22 protein-coding genes and 1 pseudogene are annotated in these 23,123 nt (G+C 40.4%); 16 read left to right on the plus strand and 7 right to left on the minus strand.

Translation table 11 applies throughout. The features are described from left to right. Positions 1 to 400: 400 nt before the first annotated feature. From M3221_RS15915 to M3221_RS15945, 8 genes are all read left to right on the plus strand, one after another. A complete protein-coding gene (locus M3221_RS15915) occupies positions 401 to 649 on the plus strand; it encodes an HPr family phosphocarrier protein (protein ID WP_242235609.1) in 249 nt (82 codons plus the stop codon). A 279-nt stretch (positions 650 to 928) separates the two neighbouring features. Then, positions 929 to 2,293 carry a D-alanyl-D-alanine carboxypeptidase family protein gene (locus M3221_RS15920; protein WP_396120295.1) on the plus strand — a complete coding sequence of 455 codons (1,365 nt, stop codon included), beginning with the start codon at positions 929 to 931 and terminating at the stop codon, positions 2,291 to 2,293. A 123-nt stretch (positions 2,294 to 2,416) separates the two neighbouring features. Continuing rightward, on the plus strand, positions 2,417 to 2,653 hold the full coding sequence (locus M3221_RS26840; protein ID WP_369335180.1) for a YgiT-type zinc finger protein: 237 nt from the start codon (positions 2,417 to 2,419) through the stop codon (positions 2,651 to 2,653). 145 nt (positions 2,654 to 2,798) lie between these two features. After that, on the plus strand, positions 2,799 to 2,999 hold the full coding sequence (locus M3221_RS15925) for a helix-turn-helix transcriptional regulator (protein WP_251272719.1): 201 nt from the start codon (positions 2,799 to 2,801) through the stop codon (positions 2,997 to 2,999). Positions 3,000 to 3,003: 4 nt separating this feature from the next. Continuing rightward, a complete protein-coding gene (locus M3221_RS15930; RefSeq protein ID WP_251272720.1) occupies positions 3,004 to 3,444 on the plus strand; it encodes a hypothetical protein in 441 nt (146 codons plus the stop codon). Between the two features lie 26 nt (positions 3,445 to 3,470). Further along, positions 3,471 to 3,947, plus strand: coding sequence for a small multi-drug export protein (locus M3221_RS15935; protein ID WP_251272721.1), 477 nt, complete (start codon positions 3,471 to 3,473; stop codon positions 3,945 to 3,947). Between the two features lie 506 nt (positions 3,948 to 4,453). Then, entirely contained in the window at positions 4,454 to 5,926 is a 1,473-nt protein-coding gene (locus M3221_RS15940) for a protein adenylyltransferase SelO (RefSeq protein WP_251272722.1), read from the plus strand. Positions 5,927 to 6,023: 97 nt separating this feature from the next. Further along, positions 6,024 to 6,437, plus strand: coding sequence for a YflT domain-containing protein (locus tag M3221_RS15945; RefSeq protein ID WP_251272723.1), 414 nt, complete (start codon positions 6,024 to 6,026; stop codon positions 6,435 to 6,437). Between the two features lie 143 nt (positions 6,438 to 6,580). Here M3221_RS15945 and M3221_RS15950 read toward each other — a convergent pair whose 3' ends face one another. Then, a complete protein-coding gene (locus tag M3221_RS15950; protein WP_251272724.1) occupies positions 6,581 to 7,159 on the minus strand; it encodes a hypothetical protein in 579 nt (192 codons plus the stop codon). Positions 7,160 to 7,528: 369 nt separating this feature from the next. Between M3221_RS15950 and M3221_RS15955 the strand changes: the two genes are divergently transcribed. Beyond that, a complete protein-coding gene (locus M3221_RS15955; protein ID WP_251272725.1) occupies positions 7,529 to 8,668 on the plus strand; it encodes an NADH:flavin oxidoreductase in 1,140 nt (379 codons plus the stop codon). A gap of 185 nt (positions 8,669 to 8,853) precedes the next feature. Here M3221_RS15955 and M3221_RS15960 read toward each other — a convergent pair whose 3' ends face one another. After that, positions 8,854 to 9,468 carry a YczE/YyaS/YitT family protein gene (locus tag M3221_RS15960; protein ID WP_251272726.1) on the minus strand — a complete coding sequence of 205 codons (615 nt, stop codon included), beginning with the start codon at positions 9,466 to 9,468 and terminating at the stop codon, positions 8,854 to 8,856. A gap of 11 nt (positions 9,469 to 9,479) precedes the next feature. Beyond that, positions 9,480 to 9,926: a GNAT family N-acetyltransferase gene (locus M3221_RS15965; RefSeq protein ID WP_251272727.1), complete on the minus strand. Its 447-nt coding sequence runs from the start codon at positions 9,924 to 9,926 to the stop codon at positions 9,480 to 9,482. 126 nt (positions 9,927 to 10,052) lie between these two features. On the opposite strand from M3221_RS15965, the gene M3221_RS15970 reads away from it, so the two are divergent. Further along, positions 10,053 to 10,505: a MarR family winged helix-turn-helix transcriptional regulator gene (locus M3221_RS15970; protein ID WP_251272728.1), complete on the plus strand. Its 453-nt coding sequence runs from the start codon at positions 10,053 to 10,055 to the stop codon at positions 10,503 to 10,505. 208 nt (positions 10,506 to 10,713) lie between these two features. Continuing rightward, entirely contained in the window at positions 10,714 to 12,327 is a 1,614-nt protein-coding gene (locus tag M3221_RS15975; RefSeq protein WP_251272729.1) for a PTS sugar transporter, read from the plus strand. Positions 12,328 to 12,600: 273 nt separating this feature from the next. Here M3221_RS15975 and ggt read toward each other — a convergent pair whose 3' ends face one another. From ggt to M3221_RS15995, 4 genes are all read right to left on the minus strand, one after another. Beyond that, positions 12,601 to 14,682 (minus strand): gamma-glutamyltransferase, encoded by a 2,082-nt coding sequence (gene ggt / locus M3221_RS15980; RefSeq protein ID WP_396120291.1) that lies wholly within the window; start codon positions 14,680 to 14,682, stop codon positions 12,601 to 12,603. A 406-nt stretch (positions 14,683 to 15,088) separates the two neighbouring features. Continuing rightward, a complete protein-coding gene (locus M3221_RS15985; protein WP_251272730.1) occupies positions 15,089 to 15,922 on the minus strand; it encodes an STAS domain-containing protein in 834 nt (277 codons plus the stop codon). Positions 15,923 to 16,260: 338 nt separating this feature from the next. Then, complete coding sequence (locus M3221_RS15990; RefSeq protein WP_251272731.1) at positions 16,261 to 17,097, minus strand: hypothetical protein; 837 nt, start codon at positions 17,095 to 17,097, stop codon at positions 16,261 to 16,263. A gap of 684 nt (positions 17,098 to 17,781) precedes the next feature. After that, positions 17,782 to 18,615, minus strand: a complete 834-nt coding sequence (locus M3221_RS15995) for an STAS domain-containing protein (RefSeq protein ID WP_251272732.1) — start codon at positions 18,613 to 18,615, stop codon at positions 17,782 to 17,784. 536 nt (positions 18,616 to 19,151) lie between these two features. On the opposite strand from M3221_RS15995, the gene M3221_RS16000 reads away from it, so the two are divergent. The 5 genes and pseudogenes from M3221_RS16000 (at position 19,152) to M3221_RS16020 (ending at position 23,110) form a co-directional block, all read left to right on the plus strand. Then, complete coding sequence (locus tag M3221_RS16000) at positions 19,152 to 20,000, plus strand: STAS domain-containing protein (RefSeq protein ID WP_251272733.1); 849 nt, start codon at positions 19,152 to 19,154, stop codon at positions 19,998 to 20,000. 142 nt (positions 20,001 to 20,142) lie between these two features. Continuing rightward, positions 20,143 to 20,766 (plus strand): LysE family translocator, encoded by a 624-nt coding sequence (locus M3221_RS16005; RefSeq protein ID WP_251272734.1) that lies wholly within the window; start codon positions 20,143 to 20,145, stop codon positions 20,764 to 20,766. Between the two features lie 158 nt (positions 20,767 to 20,924). Further along, positions 20,925 to 21,953: an ROK family transcriptional regulator gene (locus M3221_RS16010; RefSeq protein ID WP_251272735.1), complete on the plus strand. Its 1,029-nt coding sequence runs from the start codon at positions 20,925 to 20,927 to the stop codon at positions 21,951 to 21,953. A gap of 79 nt (positions 21,954 to 22,032) precedes the next feature. Further along, positions 22,033 to 22,481: pseudogene (locus tag M3221_RS16015) on the plus strand (maltose acetyltransferase domain-containing protein). Continuing rightward, positions 22,481 to 23,110: a DUF1349 domain-containing protein gene (locus M3221_RS16020; RefSeq protein WP_251272736.1), complete on the plus strand. Its 630-nt coding sequence runs from the start codon at positions 22,481 to 22,483 to the stop codon at positions 23,108 to 23,110. Before M3221_RS16015 ends, M3221_RS16020 begins: the two are co-directional and overlap by 1 nt. The last annotated feature ends 13 nt before the right edge of the window (positions 23,111 to 23,123 follow it).

Consider the following 23,123-nt stretch of genomic DNA (forward strand, 5'->3'; position numbering starts at 1 on the left):
TTGAAATCATTGGAAGCACCACCTGTATGTATTGAATTTATTATAAATGAAAAAAACCAGGTATTCGACGATTCAATCGTCGAATACCTGGTTTGGTTAAAACTATCTAGACTTTTTCAGTGCCCTCTGAGCAAAACAAGCGGGGTGTTTAACATGATTGTTATTTCCTACTGGATAAAAAACGGATTTCAACAGATATAGAAAGAAATCAAAAATTCATCAGATTGTCACCCATTCAGTCCTGATTCGTATGCCATTAAAAGTGAATCATGTTATACTAATTTGTACCAATACAAAGTATGATCTATTATTCAAATTTCAGCCATTGGATGATATTGTACATAAAGCAGCCGCGGGGTATGCTTGAAAAAAGACTACACTTTCAAAAGGATGATCTTACATGTTACTAGACAAATCAAGAGCACAGGTTGTTGTAGAAATTAACCAGACAGCCAGCAAATTCAAATCAAGTATTGTGATTATGACAGATAACCAAACAATCGATGCTAAAAGTATTCTCGGACTGACATACAGTATTTTAAATTCAAAATCATTTAAACTAGAAATTCACGGACCCGATGAGGAAGAAGCAAAAGTAGCGATGTCGAGTGTATTTTGGAAACACAGCCTGCCGGTTGAAGTAGTATAAATAAAATATTTGTAAAAAGTGCAAACCATCAAAGGGTTTGCACTTTTCTTTTTGCCCGTAGTTTAAAAGACAGGGTTAAAGCAATAAAAAAACAAATTTCAATTTGTGCAAAATTCAAAAACAAATTCTTTTTAAGTTTCTAAAAAAATGAATAGGTTCTTTCTTTTCTATTTTTACTTCCTATTTTAAAATAGAAAACGGTGTGAAAAATCGTTCGCTGTTTATGTGTTGATAATAAGAAAGAAGGTCTATTTTTTGAAAAAATGTCGTTGCTTCTCTATGAAATTCATAAAAAATGAAAAAACTGTCTTTAAAAAAATAACTGCCAGTACTTTCATTACAAGTATGCTGATTCTGCCAGTAACTCCGTTTTCCTCTCCTGCCGAAATTTCCGCTGTGGCAGCTGAAGGAACCAACGATACGGCTTCTGCAAAAGCAGACAGCGTTCCATCTGCTGATTCGCTAAACCTGCATCTTAAATCAGCTGTACTTATGGAGCCGACAACGGGAAAAGTCCTTTTATCGGTAAACGCTGATACAGCTTATGCGCCGGCCAGCATGACGAAAATGATGACTGAGTATATTGTGATGGACAAAGTAAAAAAAGGCGAAATAAGCTGGAATGATACCGTAACGGTGAAAGCAAATGCGGATCAAACAATTGGTGCCAGTGTACACCTGGCCGAAGGTGAACAGCACACCGTAAAAGAGCTGTACACAGCGATGGCCCTGCATTCTGCGAATGATGCAGCGGTTGCCCTTGCTGAATTTGCAGCCGGCTCGGAAGCCGAGTTCGTCAAGCTGATGAACGAAGAAGCGCAACGGATGGGAATGACGAAAACCCAATATATCAATGCGACAGGGCTGGACCGGTCCGATATGCCGGCTGCATTCCGTCCGGCTGAAGAAAAAGAAACAAAAATGTCAGCAATGGATGTAGCAAAGCTTGTCCAGCATATTATCCAGGATCAGCCGGAATTCAGCGACTTTACGTCTCTTCAAACCTATCAATTCCGCGAGACTGATGCGGAGCCTCTCGTGAATTCAGACTGGATGCTTGAAGCCAACAAAAATGATCCAGAGCTGAAGAAATATGCTTATGAAGGGCTTGATGGATTAAAAACAGGTTATACCACCAATGCCGGCTATTGTTTTGCAGGAACAGCTGAACGCGATGGCATGCGCCTGATCAGTGTGGTAATGGGCGCAGAAACAATGGGCAGCCGCTTTACCGAAACGAAAAAAGTGCTCGATTATGGATTTGATCATTTTGAAGTCAAACAAGTCGTAGCCGCTAAAAGTTCCGCACAGGAAGAAAAAGCCCCTGTACTGGATGGAAAAGAAACAGAGGTTTCGGTTGTGCCTGACCAAACGATACATTTTGTGGTTCCAAAAGGTGTAAAGTCGCCCAAATTGGTTGCGGAAACAGACTTTTCAAATGAAGGTTTAACTGCTCCCGTTAAAGAAGGGATCAAAGCAGGAACGGTTACCTACACGTACCGCATTAACGGGGTAGAAGGTGCCCAGACTCAAACGGTTAATCTTGTTACGGCAGAAGAAATAGAAAAAGCAGGTTGGTTCCGGTTAATGTTCCGTTCAATCGGTCATTTTTCGGCAGGCATTTTTTCTGATGTAAATGAATAATTTGTATCGATGCTTCTTTCATTTTCTATGAGAAAACCAGTTTTAAAAATGTTGTTTTCAGATCGAACCAGAGATGATATAGTAATTAAAATACAGAGATTATTATATTGGGGGTAGCAAAAGGTGTTAGCGAGTTGTAATTATTGTCATCATGGCGTTTTGTTGCCGTCTCTGGACATTGCCTGCCTTTACTATAAAGGACGAACATTGTTTATTCACAACGTGCCATATGGTCACTGTACCCATTGCGGAAACAGAGATTATGATTCTTTGCAAGCGAGCAGAGTACAGGCCTTGGAAGCATTTGAACAATACGGAATCACATCCATTGATTTCGTTCAAAGTCCTGAAAGAATATAAATTAACAAAAAGAACCAACAAATTGATTTTGTTGGTTCTTTTTTTGTATAAAAAGCAATTATATATAACATAATGCAAATAATCATTTACATTATGTTATATATCATTTACAATAAAACAAAATAGTGATGGAAGGAATATGAGGATGTTAGAAAACCGAGTACGTGAACTTCGTGCACGTTTTAAATGGACACAGCAAGACTTGGCCGATGCAATCGGAGCTACCCGCCAGACCATTGGGCTGATCGAAAAAGGAGATTATGCACCTTCAGTGATTTTAGCTTTGAAAATCTCTAAAGCATTTAATGTACCGGTTGAAGAAATCTTTTATTTAAAGGAGATGTAACTTCGTGCTTCCAAACATTCTGCGTTCGCCGTTTGTCCCTATGGCCTTGTTAGTTTTAATTATGACATTTCTGATTTTGTCGTTGTCAGGTCCTGATTCTGTACAGCAGGAATTAGCGAGATACAGCTTTTTGGGATTTACCTGTTTTTTATTTCTCTGGATTTTTTTGATCCGGTTGAATAACCGCAAAAACCCTCAAAATCGGATTCATTCCTGGGGAGTAATCCCGCCGGAATTTCGAGAAATGGATGAAGGACAGCAATGGGTAACGTTCAAGGCCTGCCGTAATGTGTATATCTATTACACTTACGCATTGCCGGCAGCAGCTTTATTTTGTTTTGTGTTTTTTAAGTGGCCCATTGCTCCTTTACTGGCTATAGGTGTTCTTGGATTAGGACAGTATTTGGTGTACTGGTTAACGATTCGGAAGCTAAATCATTTTTAACTGAATTGCTAAGGAGCTGAATGGCGATGTTAGAGTGGGCTCAAGAAGCAAATGCTATATGGCAGTATGTTGTTTTGTTTTTGCTGGGGGCAGCGCCATGGATGGATGTATCCATCATTGTGCCACTCGGTGTTTTATGGGGGCTATCACCTGTGGGAGTTGGTTTAACGGCTTTTATGGGGAATTTCCTATTAATTGTCCTGCTTGGCCTATTTTTTAAGCAAATTGAAGAGTGGAGAACAGCAAGAAAGCAAAAGAAAGGGATAATGAGCCCTACCAAAAGAGAAACCCGGTCAAGGGAAATATGGGATAAGTATGGAATCCCAGGCTTAGCTCTGCTGGCACCTATCCTTGTTGGAACCGATATTGCTGCAATCCTGGCCCTGACATTTGGGTCTTCGAAAATCGTCGTCGTGGGCTGGATGACTGTCAGTTTAGCATTATGGACTATTGTATTTGTAGTTGCCTCTATGTATGGTTTTAGTTTTTTGAATGTTATGTAAAAACAAAATGGGCATCGGTTAATGTGATCATGAACCATTCTGGGCAAGTTATTCATTGATATTTAAAGTAAGTAAATTAGAAACATGAACATTCACTCACGGTTATGGAACAGGCATTGAGGGGAAACAATATCCAAAATTAATCTAAGTATGATTGGTAAGCCAATTTTCGTAAAAATTGGCTTTTTATTGTATTGTTCGCTTGATATGATTTTCGTTTTCAAAATAATATTCCTATTGTTTTTTTTAATAATACATTTTGTGCAAAATTCAAATAGTATCCAAAAAACAATTAAACAGCAAAAGAATTATAAAATCAGCTTTTATTCCAAATCGCCATTCATCATACCATTTAAAAGCTTGATCAACGGCTGGAAAGGGTATAAGAAAATGATTAGAGCAAACATTAATCATGCTTGTAACATGATAAAATAAAATGCATTGTTTAAATGAAGCAAAAAAGGAAACCCACATAATAAAAGACACAAAAAAGAAAAGGGGATACGATGATAAAGGAAAACAAATCAACCCAAACAGGCTGGAACTTTGATAACAGTTATACCCGTCTGCCAAAAGCATTTTTCTCTGCTATTGACCCAAATCCTGTACGCTCGCCGAAACTTGTTGTTCTGAATGATTCACTGGCTGCCTCTCTTGGACTGGATGCACAGGAGCTTAGGAAAGCAGAAGAGGTCGAAGTGTTAGCCGGTAACCGGGTTCCTGAGGGCGGCGCAAAAATTGCGCAGGCCTATGCAGGCCATCAATTTGGGCATTTTACGATGCTGGGGGATGGCCGGGCCCTGCTCGTCGGCGAACAGATCACGCCTACTGGTGACCGTTTTGACATTCAGCTTAAAGGCTCAGGCCGAACACCTTATTCACGCGGAGGCGACGGTCGGGCAGCACTGGGTCCGATGCTGCGTGAATACATTATCAGCGAAGCGATGTATGCGCTCGGAATTCCGACTACCCGCAGCCTGTCTGTTGTAACAACAGGTGAAACCGTTAACCGCGAAACCGGACTAACAGGCGCGATTATGACCCGTGTAGCGGCGAGCCACCTGCGTGTCGGCACGTTTGAATTTGCGGCTCAATGGGGTTCTGAAGAAGACTTGCGCAGTCTGGCTGATTACACCATTGCACGTCATTATCCTCATATCGAGGCAAATGAAGACCGATATCTTTCACTGCTTCGTGAATTAATTAAGCGTCAGGCTGCTTTAATAGCCAAATGGCAGCTGGTCGGCTTTATTCATGGAGTTATGAATACAGACAATATGACCATCAGTGGAGAAACCATTGATTACGGTCCTTGCGCTTTTATGGACGTATATGATCCAGAGACCGTTTTCAGCTCTATTGATATTCATGGCCGTTATGCGTATAAAAATCAGCCGCCGATCGGCGGCTGGAACCTGGCACGATTCGCTGAAACGCTGCTGCCGCTTCTGCATCAAGACCAGGATGAAGCCGTCAACCTTGCTCAAAAAGAATTAACGGATTATCTTGAGATTTACCGCTCGAACTGGCTGGCAGGAATGAGAGCCAAACTAGGCATCCTAAATGAAGAAGCTGGGGATGAAGCACTTATTGAAGAACTTCTCAGCCTGATGCATAAACATCGTGCAGACTATACGAATACGTTCCGTGCATTAACATCTGATGAGCGGGAAGATACGACTTTGTTTAAAGCACCGGAATTTACCGAATGGCAAAAACGCTGGCACGAGAGACTGGACAGACAGCCGGAATCAAAAGAGGCTTCGCAGCAAGTAATGCGTAACAACAATCCGGCTGTGATCCCGCGGAATCACCGGGTAGAAGCCGCCTTAGAAGCGGCGGGGCAGGGCGATTACAGCGAGATGGAAAAGCTGGTGAAGGCTCTTTCTCAGCCATATGCTCATTCCCAGGAACAGGCGGAATATGCGTGCCTTCCGGAGCCGACTTTACGCCCATACCGCACTTTCTGTGGGACATGATAAGAAAAGCTTTTGTATGTTCAACTTAAGATCGGTTCAAAATAAGGATGCCTTTTCTAAAGGCATCCTTATTTTAAGTTTAAGGAGAATATGGCTGATGGAAGAAAAAAAATTTATATACGTGTATTATGACGAAGACGATTTGTTGTGGAAAATTAATGCTTTAAAAGAAGAAGGCTATAAGGAAGAGGATATGTACATTATCGTAAAGGATAAAGAAGAAATCCTGATGACAAAAGGGCAGATGGGTATCAATGTGGAATCAGCCGGTCTTCAATCCTGGCGGGACCGCTTTGCCGCATTCCTATTAGGGGAAAAGCCTGTCCGTGATGCTTTGCTTCGTATAGGTCTGTCTACCGGAATGTGTGAGGAAGAAGCAGAAAAACATTATACAGATGTTATCACCGGCGGCATGCTGCTTTATGTGGATACAAATTCGCAAAACAGCAGCGAAAATTTTCATCCAGCAAGCCAAGATACAAGCCAGGTTATGGAAGATTACTCAATCTGAAAAAACGGATTGCAGAAAAAGCCTGGATAAGTTCTATACTTATTCAGGCAAATATCATCAGTAACCAGTTTTGTTTAAAGGTATTCATTTATCTTTATTCTGCCATCCCTAAATCTGTCCTTTATCTGTACTGTTCCCTTTTTTCAATGATCCTGCTTCTGTTTTTTAACTTCTTTGATTTTTTTCATTTTCTGTTGGTATTGCTTTTCTACATCCTTTGTAGCAGGGATAAGCGGTTCCTGGTTATAATCCATTCTCCTGCCGTATCGAACCATTTCGTAAATAATATAACCGTTATTTGGCTTCCCATTGACCGTCTTCATCGGCACAATATCAAACAATACGTAATAAAAAGCATAAAAAATAAACCGGTCCCAAAATGTGGCATGCGTTTGCCAATAGCCGTTTGCTAAAAGCGAATTAATGGTTAAGGCAACAACAATGTTTATTAAAATGGGGCCTGCGTATACACAAACATAAACCCATCTATTTTCTTTGGTTAAGGAGTCATAAGAAAACCAGCTGTACAGGTGATAATATTTTCTAACGTCAAATATCCCAATCTTAAACAGCCTAGGACCTGAACCAATTGTAATTCTTGGATTTTCGACCCCAAAAAGGACACTGACAATTAAGTAGCCCGTTTCTCGTAACAGTATGACCATTGGCAAAATAATAAAAGCTGAAATGATTAATGATAGTAAGTCGGATAACCCGAACATCAAATATTCACCTTAGTTTCTTGCTGTAGTTTATGTCTTTATTTAACAGCTACCCCTCTTTAAAGTATACAAACCGCTTTTTTCTTCCCGAATGTTTTCATCTGCAAAATCTATCCCTTTTAATTCTTATGCCAATTTCTTCTTTTTGACTTGCTGGCTAACCTAATGAGCAGCGAATCATACAACAGTTCAGGTTGAAAAAAAGCGACCGGCTGCTCCAAGGGATCAATCAGGTTTTGTTTAATTTATAGTGAAATGTGAAAAAGGAGACATAGGTGTTTTAAAAGATGTTATCCAAAACAAAAAGTGAAAGTTTAAGAATGAATTGAACATAATAGGGTTGTGCAAATATAGGAAGGAGTTTTGACAGTGCCTGATACAAACATTTTATTTCAAAAAGTAAAACTGGGAAGTACAGAATTGGAAAACCGGGTAAGTGTGGCACCCATGACACGTACAAGTGCAACACCTGAAGGGCTTGCGACTGGCCAAATGGATTCTTACTATACATCATTTGCCCGTGGCGGTTTTGGCCTCATTATTACAGAGGGGATTTACCCGGATCAAAAATACAGCCAGGGCTATTTCAATCAGCCTGGCATCACAGATGAAGAGCAAACAGCGGCCTGGAAGAAAGTAGTCGACTCTGTTCACCAGGCCGGTGCCAAAATCTTTGCGCAGCTGATGCATGCAGGTGCGCTTTCGCAAGGAAATCGTTTTATGGAAGACTCAATCGGTCCTTCTTCAGTCCAGCCCAAAGGGGAGCAAATGGAGTTCTATGGAGGAAGCGGCTCATTTCCGAAACCAAAAGAAGCCTCAAAAGAAGATATTCAGGACGTCATTAAAGGATTCACAGAAGCGGCAGTAAGAGCAAAAACAGCTGGATTTGATGGAGTCGAAATTCACGGAGCCAACGGCTATATCCTGGATCAATTTTTAACGGACTACACGAACCAGCGTACAGATGAGTACGGCGGCTCGATTGAAAACCGGGTGCGTCTGCTTGTTGAGGTATCCAATGCTGTCCGGGAAGCGGTTGGAGAAGATTTTACGGTAGGCATCCGGATCTCGCAAGGAAAAGTGAATGATTATGAACATAAATGGGCGGAAAAAGAAAAAGAAGCCGAAATCATTTTCGACCAATTGGGGAATGCACCATTAGACTTCATTCATGTGACAGAATATGAAGCGTGGCAGCCGGCATTTCCGGAAGGAGAAGGAACCGCGGCTGTGGATTCTGCTTTTGGTGACGGCGGTCCTTCTTTAGCTGCCCTGGCTAAAAAATATGGAAAACAGCCTGTTATTGCAAATGGGCATTTAGAAAAGCCAGAACTTGCTGTCAGTATTGTTGAAAAAGGAGAAGCGGATGTAGTTTCGCTTGGTAAAGGAGCTCTTGCGAATCATGACTGGGTCAAAAAAGTCAAAGAAGGGGAGCCATTAGCGGAATTTCAGCCAGAGAAAGTGTTAAGCCCAGATGCGAAAATTAAGGATTTTGAAGCGCAAGGATAAATAGCGTTTTGTACGCCTAAGAAAGAAGCCTTACGGAATCTAATTGTTCCGTAAGGCGACTCTTATTATTTGGATAAAAGTTCACCGCAAAAAGGGAAATATGGCGAATTAGCAACATTCTGCAGTGTAAAAAAGAGCCGGTGTGGCTCTTTTTAAACGCATAAACCACGCTCTTTATTTCTCGTTTAAATGCCTGTCTGTTTAGAAGAAGGAGGTTTTAGCTTAAAGTCTGTCAAAGCCATACAGTAATGAAGAATAGGACCCCCTAAACAAACAGCTAGTATCGTTCCAACGCCAACAGGTCCTTGAAACAAAAGAGATAAAGAGAGGAAAAGAATATAAATGATTGTTTTCGTAAGCCATATGTTCATTTTGGTTAATTCCCGGATGATAAGCATAAAGCGATCAACAGGGATAGGGGCGAGATCGGCGTATAAATAAATGGCGGTGCCCATCCCTATTGTTAAAAGACCTATGCTAAAACATAAAAATTTAGTAACCCATAACTCTGGCGTAACGAAAGTGCCCAGTGAAAAAAGCCATACATCAATGCTGATTCCTGTAATCAAGGCCGTTAACAAGCCGGAAAACTCTGGTTTCTGCTTTTTTAACATCGAATTGCAGCCAATTAAGATAAAAGCAATGATCACTTCCCAGCTCCCTACTGTCAACCCTAGATTGGCGGCTAAACCGACTAGCAGAGCATCAAAAGGAGACACGCCGAGGTCTGACTGTATTGTAAGTGTAACACCAAGCGTGAGAATAACGATCCCCGTTGTGTAGTACATATATTTCGCCATTCTCAGACGCCTCATAGTGGTTCAGCAGATAATTCTTTTTTCATTAAAAGATGGGGGATACCATCTTCCATAAAAACATCAGACGCAGCATAATAGCCGAGTTTCTTATAAAAACCTTCTGCCTGTATCTGGCCATGCAGTTTAACTTGAGATGTTCCTTGTTCCTTAGCGATCGTCTCTAGCGCTTTAATGATCACTTTCCCGAGACCGAACTGACGGTAAGGTTTTAGTATACAAATTCTCTCCAGTTTACCGACACTGTCAGCCCATCTTATCCGCCCCGTTCCAACAGCTTGATCCTGATAGTAAACCAATATATGCAGAGCGGGTCCCTCAAGAGTATCAAATTTATCAAATTCGTCTTCTAAAGGTACTCCTTGTTCGTCAACAAACACTTCTTTCCTGATGGAAAAAGCTTTTTTTAATTCACTTTCTAATGTTATTTTTATTGCATCCATTTTTCTTCAGTCCTTTTCTAGATTTCTCAAAACGGTCCAGTCATAATACAGATATGACTTGTTATAATAAAAACTATAATGTATTTTTGTTGCAAATACAACAAAATTTTATAAAGGGGTTTACATATGAGGGAAATTCTTCGGGAAATCGGCATGATTGCAAGAGCGCTCGATTCGATCAGCAATATTGAATTTAAAGAGTTTGACCTTACGAAAGGGCAGTATTTATACCTTATTCGAATCTGTGAAAATCCGGGCATTATCCAGGAAAAAGTGGCGGAAATGATCAAAGTAGACCGTACCACAGCAGCGCGTGCGATCAAAAAATTAGAAATTCAAGGTTTTATTGAAAAAAAAGACGACGATCAGAACAAAAAAATTAAGAAGCTACATCCAACAAAAAAAGGCAGAGAGCTTTATCCCTTTTTGAAAAGGGAGGGGGATTATTCTAACAAAGTAGCTCTATCTGGGTTTTCAGAGGAGGAAGCTGAGGTACTTCATGATCTTCTTCAAAGAGTTAGAAAAAACGTAGAAATCGATTGGGATTTTGTGAAAAAAGGGAACAAAAGAGAGTATTAACTATACCTACCTATCCAGCCACTGAGCATTTGATGTATAAACGTAGGTAAATGGATTGAGAAAAGAATTAAAAATTCTTTTAATTTTTCAGAAAAAGAGTGTTATATTAAATAAATAAACATATTCATGTATTTTTATTCTTTTTCATCAGTCTTTATTTTTAAGGGAAAGTAGATTTTTGCTCAGTGAAGTATGGAGGGAGTGCGTTATGAAGAAGATTGCTATTATAGGAAGCAGCGGTGGGAATTTATACAATTTAGGAGGGAAGGATCCCGAAAAGCTGCTGCAGGAGATCATTACACAAAGTGATGCAGCTGGGTTAACCATTTCTGCTGTTCAGTTTATTGCTGCGGCTGAATCGATGGATTCTATTAAAGATACGACTAAAGCAAAAGTATTTACCTTTGATAAACACGGACAGCCGGCTGAAATGTTCCATGGACTTCTTGCAGAAGCCAACAAGGCAGCGGTGGAGCTGGATAAAGATATTGCTCAAAAAATTCGAAACGGGCAGATAGATGGATTAATTTTAATGAGTGCAGATCCGGAGGGCACGAACAAGCAGGCCACTGAAGCCGCTGTTGAAATGAAGCTGCCCATTGTCGGTACAGGCGGTACATCCATGGCTATGATCGGTTCAAAAGGAGCCAACATTATAGCGCAGTCGGGAACAACCGGAACAACAAGCCGGACGCGTGCTATTTCTTTTGTTACTTCCTTATGTAAGATATGGGGGATAAAATACCAGCCTATTATTGGCGCATCCAGTAAAAACCATTCCGCACAGCAGGGAAATGTATTTAAAAGAATTAATATTCGCGGAATCATGGTTTCGGCCCTTCCTGGTTTTATTGCAATGGCTATTGTGTTGGCTTTGAGCCAGGTTCCCGGCCTCTCTGGCATGAAGGAAGTGTTCGATGTAATGATTCAGGCACTTCCCGTAGTGGTGGCAGTCATAGCAGCTAAACAAGTTTCTGATTTAGATGAAGTATCCATTGTTTCCGGTGTGATTGCAGGAATTTTATCTGTAAATGGCGGCATTATCGGAGGAATTATTGGCGGTATTTTAGCTGGTATACTCGTTCAGTTTCTTTTTAAAAAATGTATTCAATGGCGCTTTCCAATGACAACCGTCAATATTGTGGCCGGAGGATTTTCAGGATTGATTGCCGGGTTAATAGTGTACTATCTGCTTGCTCCGCTGGCTTTACAGATCGGTGACGGATTCAAAGCTGCTATCGAGTTTGCGATCAATTTCAATCCAATTCTTGCAGGAGTAGTGGCAGGCCTATTAATCTGGCCAGCTATTTTAGGTGGTATTTATCATGCCGCTATTCTGCCTATTGTTTTATTGGAAATGGAAAAAACGGGAGCCAGCTTTTTAGGGGCTGTTGATATGGTAGGACTTGTTATGGTATCTGCTGGAATTAATTTAGCGAATGTGATTGCTCCAAGGGACAAGGGAGAAGCAGCGGCCGCAACTCCAGGTTTTTTGATCAATATGGGATTTGGCACCTTTGTAGAAGCCGCGTATCCTTTTATGTTTTCCAATAAAGCCGTGTTTGCAGGAGCGATTCTTTCAGCAGGGGCAGGGGGGGCCTTGGTTGGTATGTTTAATGTTCGTGGAACAGCTTATGTACCGACCTTTACAGCGCCGCTGTTAACCAATAACATGGCTGGTTTAATTATCGCGATGGCTGCTGCATTGATTTTGTCTTTTATCATAACGATTATCGCCAATAAAGCAGCAGGCTTAATGAGGAAGAAGGATAACGCAGTGAAAGGTAAGGCAGAGAATCCAAAGTCTTATAAAGCAGAATAGAAAATACACTATAAAACCTTTGTTATCAATGATTCGTTAACAAGGGTTTTTCTTTTTTTAATAACATTTAAACTTATTACATTATGTGCAAAATTCAAATAAAATCAATCAAAAACAAAGAAATAACAACAATCAAACAAGGAGATAAAAATTATCACACGCTATCTATTTTTATATATTCAACATAAAAAATACCCCTGTCGACTTTAAAAAAGACAGGGGTCATAATTTGGATTTGTAAAAATCAATCTGATACTCCACAAAATGAAATCTTTAGTGGGTAATTACCTCGTCATCTTCATCATCATTTGGATTGTCAACGTCAGATAAGTCCTTTTGGAGAAGTACTTCTTTTGTTTCCTCGTTCCAAGTCACTTCATATCCAAGTGATTGTGCCACTTTTAAAACCGGCAAGTAAGAGCGCTTATGCGGTTTGTATGCATTTAAATCGGAAGAGTCAATTGCACCTAAGCCAAGCAGCAGCTTATCTGACTGAATATAAGGTGTACCATTTAACAGCTTCATTTGATCAGCAGTGTATGGATAAACAGCGCCATTGACTTTAAGGGTAAACGGCCCTTTTTTCTCGTCTTTTATCTCCTTTGGCTGTTTAGACGTGTAGGAGACAGCATCCACCCCTAGAACCGTTCCTTCTCTCGTGTTATCTGCTCCGCCATACATTTGGCCATTTTCGTAATCAAAGATCACGGCTTGTACGTTGCCGATATTTTCAGGCTGTTCCTCAAAAACGTGTCCTTTCGCCATTAATTCCAATCTTGTATTTTGACTGATTCCCGATTCCCATCGTACCGTTGGATAGCCTGCTGAGTAAATGCGAGGCGTTAAAATGGCTTCTTGAATCGGCATCTGGTGATCAATGACATTCATGATCGTTTCAGCCACTGACGCAATAATAGTTGGTCCGCCGGGGGATCCAAGGGACATAAATGGCTGTCCGTCTTTTAACACAAGAGTAGGGGACATACTGCTTCTTGGCCGTTTGCCGGGTTCTACCTCGTTCACTCCGCCTGGAGCTGCATCAAAGTCTGTCATTTCATTATTTAGCATAAATCCATAGCCTGGAACCATGATGCCTGATCCAAATACCTGTTCAATTGTTGTGGTATATGAAACCATATTTCCCCATTTGTCCATAACCGAAAAATGAGTGGTCTGCCCGGTTGGGTTTGTTTCTTTTACCGTCACCTCAGCAGCAGGTTCTTTATTTTCATACTTCCAAGGATCGCCTTCTTTGACTACCGCTGTTGCTTTCAACGGGTTGATCAGCTTTCTTCTTCCTTCAATATATTGCTCATTTAAAAGTCCTTCTGATGGAACATCATAAAAGTCTTCATCTGCCATATAAGCAGCACGATCTGCATAAGCGAGATGCATGGCTTCAATCAAATGATGAAGGTAGGCAGGAGAATTCACACCCATTTTTTGAACATCATAGCCTTCCATTAACTTTAGAATTTGAAGAACAGTTAAACCGCCTGAGCTTGGAGGAGCAGCACTGACCACATCATATCCCCGGTAATTTGCCTGCACGGGTTCCCGCTCTTTTGCAACATACTTCGCCAAATCTTCAGTTGTCATTGTTCCGCCGGTTTTCTGCACTTCTTGTACAATCGCTTCTCCGATTTCACCGCCGTAAAAAGCATTCGTCCCTTGCTGCTCGATCAGTTTAAAGGTTTTAGCCAGGTCCTGCTGAACAAGGGTTTGTCCTTCTTTTAGCGGCTTCCCATTCGGCACAAACACATCTGCTGCCGCTTTATATTTTTGCAGTTTCTCTGCATTTTCATCAATATACTGCGCCATCGACCAGTTTACTTTAATTCCGTTTTCCGCCTGGTCAATAGCTGGGTCAATGACTTCAGACAATTCCATCGTTCCGTATTCTTCAAGAGCCATTTCAAGCCCTTTTAATGTTCCCGGAACCGCTACCGCTTTACCGGTTGTATGACGTTCCCCAAAAGGCACAGGCTGTCCGTTTTGGTCTAGGAAAAGTTCAGGCGTTACATTCGCTGGAGCCATTTCCCGGCTGTCGATCATGGTAATGTTATTTTCTGCTTTGTTATATACCATCATAAAGCCGCCGCCGCCAATCCCTGACATCATTGGTTCCACAACATTTAGTGACAGCTGAATAGCCGCTGCCGCATCTACGGCATTCCCGCCTTGTTTTAAAATTTCTTTGCCGACTTCAGCGGCTAATGGGTGAGAGACAGATACAATTCCTTCTGTTGCTCCTTTTTTCATCGAATCATCTACACCGGGAACAGCTGCAGAAACAGGGGTGATCATCATAAAAAAGCTCAATGTAGCGAAGGCACTTCTTTTTAGATGTTTCATATACATCTCTCCTTTGTCCGCATTTTTCACTGACAGGTTTATGGAAAAGTCCGAGAAACCGGCCTCCTTCTTAGTAAATAATTTACAAAATTTATTCCCTGCTTAGCTCTTTATATTAATCTATTTAACAGCAGTAATGGATTTTCCTACATAAATAACTAATAAAAGTAAAAATTCGTCTTTTGAACTACTTATCCACCAGTCATATTGTAGGCTATTTTCCTGGCATTTATTTTGGGGCAGGTGTAATAAAACACATTAAAAGGCAGGAGGGAACGTTTTTAAAAAAAAGAAACCCGGCTTCAAGAGCCGGGTTTTAAAATGAATCATCCATTGTAATGAATGATTATGTTTCATTTCATTATATTAGTGCTTCAGGCCAAACGAGTGGGGAGGAAGAAGGTCATTATTGCATTAATTTATAAGCGGAAATAGCATTTTTTAGGGTTCCTTTTACGTTAAGCTGGTCAAGAGGGACTCCTAAATTAACCATCGGCAGAGCAAGGCTGGGTTTTATACCTGTAAAGATCAAATTAATACCAATCAGGCCGAGTGACTGTTTCAGCTGAAACAGTTTATCTGTACCCATTGTATCTACCTGAGGGACTCCAGATAAATCTAAAATTAGGTCATTGATTTTTAAATCTTTACATTTAGGCAGCACATTTTCTAATAAAATGCTGGCTCTTTCTTCACTTAACTCACCAATTAAGGGAAGAACAGCTACTTGATCTGAAAGTGCGACAACTGGAAAAGACACTTCATTAAATGCTTTTTGTGCAGCTCTTATCGCTTTAGTATGATATTCCACATACGAAACACTAAAGACTTGCGCAGTTTGATCCAAAATAGCATCAATAATCCGGTTTACTTTTAACACCGAGAAAGGGTTCATAGCCTCAATGTCTATTTCTTTCTCAATATAATCCCAAATCACTCCTCGGTAACAGCGGACCGTAAGCATCAAATCATCGATTCCTACTCCATGGTGAACGGCTCCTTCAGCTGTTTGTACAGCCCAGTCAGCTACAGAATCAGTGACATGAGCGTCACTCTGATCTAAGATGGCTGTTCCAATAAAATGAATTAACTGGGCTCTCCATTTGGTAATTGCATCGTCGGCAAGCCCGCTTTCATTAAGAAAAGAAGTATATCGTTTATCTAATTTCCGGCTGATTTCTATTGATATTTCTATATGGTGGCTCCTTAATAGCTGACCCGCTGCTTCAAAAAACTTCATTGTGATAAACCACCTCTCCAGTTAGACCTCTTTAGATTTATTTATAACATGTTTGTTTATTATTACCTTTTATTGCTTTTTCGATGCTATTCATCCATGCTTCTTTACCTTCCATTCATTGTGCCATTTCTTTATAAAAGAAATCAATTGAAAATTTATAAAAAATAACGTTATGTTTATCTTTTTAGGATTTGTTGATGTTATTGATTAAAGGAATGAGGGGAGTAGTGAAAATGAAGAGAACCTGTTTTGAAGGGATCAAAACAGGTTTTTGTTCAATTACATGCAAATGAAGTCATGCTGCGCCTGAAGTTGCGTCAGGGATAGAAGCCATTACTTCACTGATATGTATAGGAACCGTAATTCGTGTAGTTGTTGTATTTGTTTGAACCAAAGTCTGAATCAATAAATTTATCTAATGGATGCCCGGCTTCTGTGATATTTTCAATGACAGGTCCTAAATAAAGATCTGTCTGCCAGTCGCCAGACGGCAGGTCAACTTGAACAGTATAAGTGCCTGGACCATACAGAGCGGTTTGGTTATCATAGCTGGTTTGATTGCCGTCACCGATTTTACGGTAGCTTGTAAAACTAAGTTCTGCCGGTTTCATTCCTTCAGGTACCGTAAATGTAACTGTTCCTTTATCTACATGAGACTTAAAAAATTCATTGTACGGCTGTTCAGGCTCCAAAATAGTATAATTTTCATTTACTTCTGTTACAGGAATGGCCTCACTCCATAACTCTCCCTTACCAGGATGGTTTGGACGCTGATACGCTTTAAATATGTAATTTCCTTCTTCACTCGGTATGTATGTTAATGTTTGTGACTCACCAGAAGCTAACTCATCTACTGTTCCTGTGTACACCACTTCACCGTTTTTAGGGTTGCCATCCGCCGCCCAGTATATTTCATACGTTACGGTACCTTCCATATCACGAGAATCCTGCCCATTCTCTATTACGGCAGATATAGAATCTGGCGTATCATTTTGTCCGGTGAAAACTAAAGAACTCTTATCCCAGCTAAGCGCTTTACCGGTTGATGATGTTTCTTTTTGTACATTCGCACTTTTTGCTGCGTCAGCAAATGCTAAATGTCCTGGCAGCGCCAAAGAACCCCCTAATAGTGAAGCTGCAAGGGCGCCCGCAGTGATTTTCGTGAATTTTTTCATAGTCTCACTCTCATTTTCAATAGATTTTTTACCGCCTGACTTTTTCGCAACGAGTTGCGTGCCTGCTTTTTCATGAAGGCTAAACTAGCTTAGCGAACATTAAAATAAGTTGTCAATTAGAGCCGTGCCGCCAAAATGAGATATGATTTTGGATGTAGAAGCGTTGATAAATATGAGGTGAAAACGCAGTCATTCAGCAGGATAGCGGTTTCAAAGAGTGGAAAAATTGATCCGAAAATCCTGTATTTTCTAATATATCATCTAGGGAAAATAACCTCAAAGAAGGAATATATTTGAAATGATTTTCGCATCTCTTTGACGTGAAGTTTTATACATCTATATACAAATAAAGGGTTGTTTAGAGAAAAAACTATATTTCTCACCATACGCTTACAAAAATCTCAAGAAGCATGATGAGCATCAAAAAAGGGAGATGCCTCGCTTTAAAAGCATTTGTTATGATTTCGTTTTATAGCTGGAGGAAGCGAGGAAGAGAGAATCTGCATTGAATAGATATTTGCAAGTTGCCAGGACATTCAGTTTTGCGATGAGGCAACAGCATAAGGCAAGCCGGCTTTTGTGCCGCTTGCCTTATGGAATGGCGGCCAAATCGTTGAAGGCTGGTTCTGTGTGATGTTCTGATGTACATACTGGAAGCGCTGCAGCCGGCAAAAGGGGTGATGCTTACAGCACTTTGGACGTAGCAATCGCATTTTTCAAGGTACCTTTTATATGAAGCTTGTTAATCGGAATCCCCAAGTTGACCATAGGTACAGCCAGTTCTGGTTTTATGCCTGTGAAGGTCAAAGAAATACCGATAATTGCAAGAGAGTCTTTTAACTGAAATAACGTATTAGCCGATATTGTATCGATACGGGGAACCCCTGATAAGTCTAAAATCAGCTCATCAATTTTTAAGTCTTTACATTTAGGCAGTACATTTTCTAATATGATGCTGGCTCTTTCTTCATCCAGTTCGCCGATTAAAGGGAGAATCGCTACTTTATCTGATAGGGCTACTACAGGAAAAGAAACTTCGTTAAATGCTTTTTTGGCAGATGCTATCTTTTGTTTATAATAATTTATATATGTAGCATTAAATAGGTAAAGTATTTGATCAAGAAGATCCTCTATAAATTGATGCACTGCTAAAACTGTAGAAGATTTTATTTGATCAATTTCTATTTCTTTTCTAATATATTTCCAAATGGTTGTTTTATAAGAGGCAAGAATAATGATTAGTTTCTCCATCTCTATTCCTTGCTCAACGGATACTCGAGCCGTTTCCTTAGTCCAATCAGTTACTTCTTCCGCTACATCGGTACCATTTTGATTTAAGATGGCTCTGCCAATCAGCCCAACTAAGTGTGCCCGTCTTTTATTTGCAATATCATTAGAAAGACCACCTTCATGAAGCAATGAATGATATTCGTTGTTCAATGCTCTGTTAATGTCTACTGCTATCTCAGCACTATTATTCTGTATCAGCTGTCCTACTGTTTTAAAAAATGACATCATGACAACCCACCTTCCTATTTTGACGATTTTTAAATAGATCGATTAATCTAAATAATAAAGAAAACCCCAATTAAAAACCATCTTTTCTTTAAAAATTCTCTATCACATATGTCTTTAATGGGCTCTGTATTGTTATGAAAAATGGTAAATCAACATTTATAGATGCAAGTGCCCGAAACATTCAATAAGAAATTCATAAACTAATAAAAAAAGCGGCGTATTCAAAATCTCTTGAAAGCGGACTGCGATTGGCAGCCGCTTTTTTTTTGTGTAAGTACACATACATAAGCGGGCTGCGTGTCTTTCAATCAGGGAATAGTAGCCGTTTGGTCCTTGTTTCTTTTAAAATGCAGACTGCAATAGGTTTCAAATTGCTTTTAACAGGGAAAATAATGTTGGTTGAATAGGCTACCCCCAGCACCCCACTCTTACTTCCTATTCTTACTCCTGAAAAACAGATTAAATTTTTTGGTTGATTGGTTTTCGTAGTAATATACATAAGAAAGATGTTACCTAATAAAAGTGAGGACATTGAAATGACAGAAAGATTAAATCCATCCCTGGATATTCGTTTTCAAGATTTTGAAGAAGCGGCGGTCCGGGTTCTTCAAATCATGGCGGAATTCATCCATGTAAATACGTTATTTATTGCCCGAAACGATGGCAAAACGAACCGCATGGTAAAGGTATTAAACAAAAGTGAAAAGCTTGTGAAGGAAGGGGATGAACGCCCATTCCCCGAAGCGTACTGCAGCTTAAGTGTGGAACATGGCGAACAGGTTCTTGTCATTCCAGACTTGAAACAGCATAAAGAAACAAAAAACATGGACGTTACAGAGAAACTTGGCGGCGGGACATTTATTGCGATTCCGATTAATTATAAAGACGGAAAAAACTACGGAACGATTTGCGGCCTCGATACAGAAAAGCAAACATTTACAGAAAAACAAATGAAGATGTTTGAGACGATGTCTGCTCTTTTATCGTACGTATTAGAGCTTGATTACACGAACAAGCAGTTGTTTACCATATCGGCGCCGGTTGTAAAGGTCGCAAAAGGTATTGCGATTTTGCCCGTTGTAGGTGACATCGATGAACAGCGTGCAGAAAGTATTATTGAAAAAGCGCTTTTTAAAAGCCGTGAATTAGAGCTTGAGCGCCTCATTGTAGACTTGTCCGGCATTTTGCATATAAATCATACAGTCGTAGCCTCACTATTAAAAATCTCCACAGTTTTAAAGCTGGTAGGTGTAGATTGCACAGTAACCGGCTTGCGTCCTGACTTAGCTATGAAAGCCGTTCAAATGAATGCAGATTTAAAAGAAATGGTGTTTGAAAAAGATTTGGAAAAAGCATTGCAGAAAATTGGCTTCAAATTGAAGTGAAAACAAGCCCGCCGGTAGAAAGCGGGCTTGTTTTCACTTTTTTCTTAGTATCTCCTAAAAACAGGAAAATGAGTCGTCCCTCATTCTAATCTTATGCTAGAATAAAAAGGAAAAAACTGAATAAAAGAAAGGATTTTGAAAAGTGTCTTTGCTAACCGTTATTTCTTTTTTAGGTACGGCTATTCTGCTTACGCTTATGCCAGGACCGGATAATTTATTTGTTTTGGCACAAAGCATCGTAAAAGGGAAACAAGCAGGAATCGCTACCGCTTTTGGGCTTTGCACCGGGCTTCTTGTCCATATTACAGCCGCTGCTGTTGGCATTTCAGCTCTTGTGTATCAATCTTCTGTTGCGTTCGCCCTGGTCAAGTATGCAGGAGCTGCTTACTTGCTGTATTTGGCGTATAAATCTTTCCGCGCTTCAGGATCCGATTTTTCTCTCAGTGGGCATGATTCCTTAAGCTATAAAGCGCTTTATAAAAGAGGCATTATTATGAATGTGTTAAACCCAAAGGTTTCTCTCTTTTTTCTCGCTCTTTTTCCCCAGTTTATCGATCATACGGCCGGCAGTATTACCATGCAGATGATCGTTTATGGCTTTATTTTTCTGATCCAGGCCTTAATTCTATTTACACTGATCAGTGTGTTTGCCGGTAAAATCGGAGAATTCCTTCGTAAAAGCCCCTCCGTGTCAAGAAAAATGAATATCATCCAAGGATCTATTTTTACTTTAATCGGTGTGAAAATAGCCTTCAGCCAAAAATAAGGAAGAGGAAGGACAATAATATCCTTCCTCTTTTATTTTACATGCTTTAAACGTCAGCCATAAAGTATCATTTGTGCTTAAAAAAAGGATGTGATACAGTATGATCGAGACTTATTAAAGAAGTTTAATAAGCGGAAGAAAAAAGAGAGGTGAGGATCATGAGCGAGATGTTTGCCACTCCCAAATCCATGAAAAAGGTGATTCTTTATCGCATTCGTAAAGCCTTATTGGAGATGGGAGGAGCGACCAAAGCAGAACTCAGCGAAAAGTTAAACATTAGTTTTCCAACCATCAGCAAGTTTCTCACACAGATGGAGAAAGACGGGGAACTGAAGCTGCTTGGGCTCGATGATTCCAGCGGCGGCCGTAGAGCAAAACGGTACGCATACAATCCTGAATTCCGGCTTGGTTTGGCCATTTTTCTGGAGAGAGAAGAAACCCACTATACGATCTTTAATTGTCTGGGCGAGATCAAGAAACAAGGAAAAGCAGGCAGTGTTTTAACAGGGGGGTTACCTATGCTGACCGCCTGCATAGAGGAAATCATGGATCAGTATCCCAAAATACGCGCGATTGCCATCGGCGTGCCGGGATCGGTGGAGAATGGCCGCATTTTTTTTATACCGGGCTATGAACAATTTCAGCAGGTTGACTTAAAAGAATATTACGAAACGCACTTTTCCATGCCTGTTGTGGTTGAAAATGACATGAACGCAGCGGTCCTCGGTTATCATCGGGAGAAGACCACGCAAACCAATTCATCACTCATTTATTTGTATTTCGGACAAAATGGACCGGGGGCTGGCATTTTGGTGAATGGGAATATTGTGCGTGGAAGCACATTTTTCTCAGGAGAAATTTCGTTTGTACCCCAGTACAATCATCAAAACTTTCAGGAAGCATTGGGAACCAATCGTTCTTCCGGTTATAGCAATCAGCAGGTAGATGCTATTAGCCGCCTGGCAGCCGCGTTTGTTTCCATCCTTAATCCTCATGCCATTATATTTTACGAAGAAGAAGCCGATGAAGCTTTGATGGAACAGATTTCGGCTCAAACTGCAAAGTACGTTCCGGCGGAGCATCTTCCGGAATTGATTGTGAGTGACTTGAAGCAGGATTACCTATATGGATTGCAAAGTCTGGGGCTGGACTTAATTATCAATGAAACAGGGCTGTCTTCTACGTAATAACAAACGCTTTTACAGAAAATGAATCATCCTCATGACTTACTTTTGAAAGGAACTGTTTTGGGATGAAAAAGAAAAAATGCTGGCTGGAGAGCTCTATAAAGCATGGGATTAAGAATTAGGGAAAGAACAGACCCATACACGAAGGCTCACGCGGTTATTTAACGAAACCATTGAAACAGGTAGCGATACTCAGAGAGAACTGTTAAAAGAGCTATTAGGCTCAACAGGTAAAGAGTTGTACATAGAGCCAGTGTTTCGCTGTGACTACGGCTAAAATATTTATGTAGGCGGGTATTTCTATGCAATTTCGACTGTATCTTTTTAGATGTCTTTGAAATCCGGATTGGTGACAGCCCCTGGAGTGCACATTTATCCGGCAGCTTATCCTAATAATGGTCGCGTGAGAAGCTGCCGTAACCAGAGAATGTGCCGGATAATGTTGTCATAGGTGGGAATCCAGCAAGAATGATTAAGGCAATCGAATCTTCAATGGAAAGTGCCCTTATGAGAAAGGAGAAAACATAATGGACAGCCTGATGATATTGTTAGAAGAATTTAACCACAAAGACATAAACAAAGGACTTAAATGGTTTTCGCCTCCCCAGCATTGGAATCATGATTCCGAATGTGCCACTTTCATGATCAGAACGGACAAGCAAACGGACTTTTGGCAGAAGACGCACTATGGATTCGAAGCTGATAATGGGCATTTTCTCTACTATGATGTAAACGAAGACTTTCGGTTAACGACGAAAGTACATTCAAAACCCAAAAATCGCTATGACCAGGCCGGCTTAATGGTGAGATATTCCAAAGACACATGGATAAAAACGTCTGTTGAGTATATACCGGGCGGAAAGAGTAAATTAGGAGCTGTGGTTACGAAGCATGGATATTCTGATTGGTCCAGTCAGGCCTTTTCCCAAGAAGACTTTTCTCTCTATTACAGAATCACAAAAAAAGAAAGCGACTTTTACGTCGAGTACTCAGTGGATGGTGATGTCTGGACTCAAATCAGAATGACCCATTTACCCGAAGCGACTCACGTCCAGGCTGGCATTTATGCCTGCAGTCCTCAGGGAGAAGGATACGAGGCAGCATTTGACTTTATAAAAATTGAAAAAGTCCATGATCAGACAACAGTATACGAGTAATGGAGAGTATCCA

It is taken from the genome of Domibacillus indicus (assembly GCF_023715895.1).
Taxonomy (GTDB): Bacteria; Bacillota; Bacilli; order Bacillales; family Domibacillaceae; genus Domibacillus; species Domibacillus indicus_A.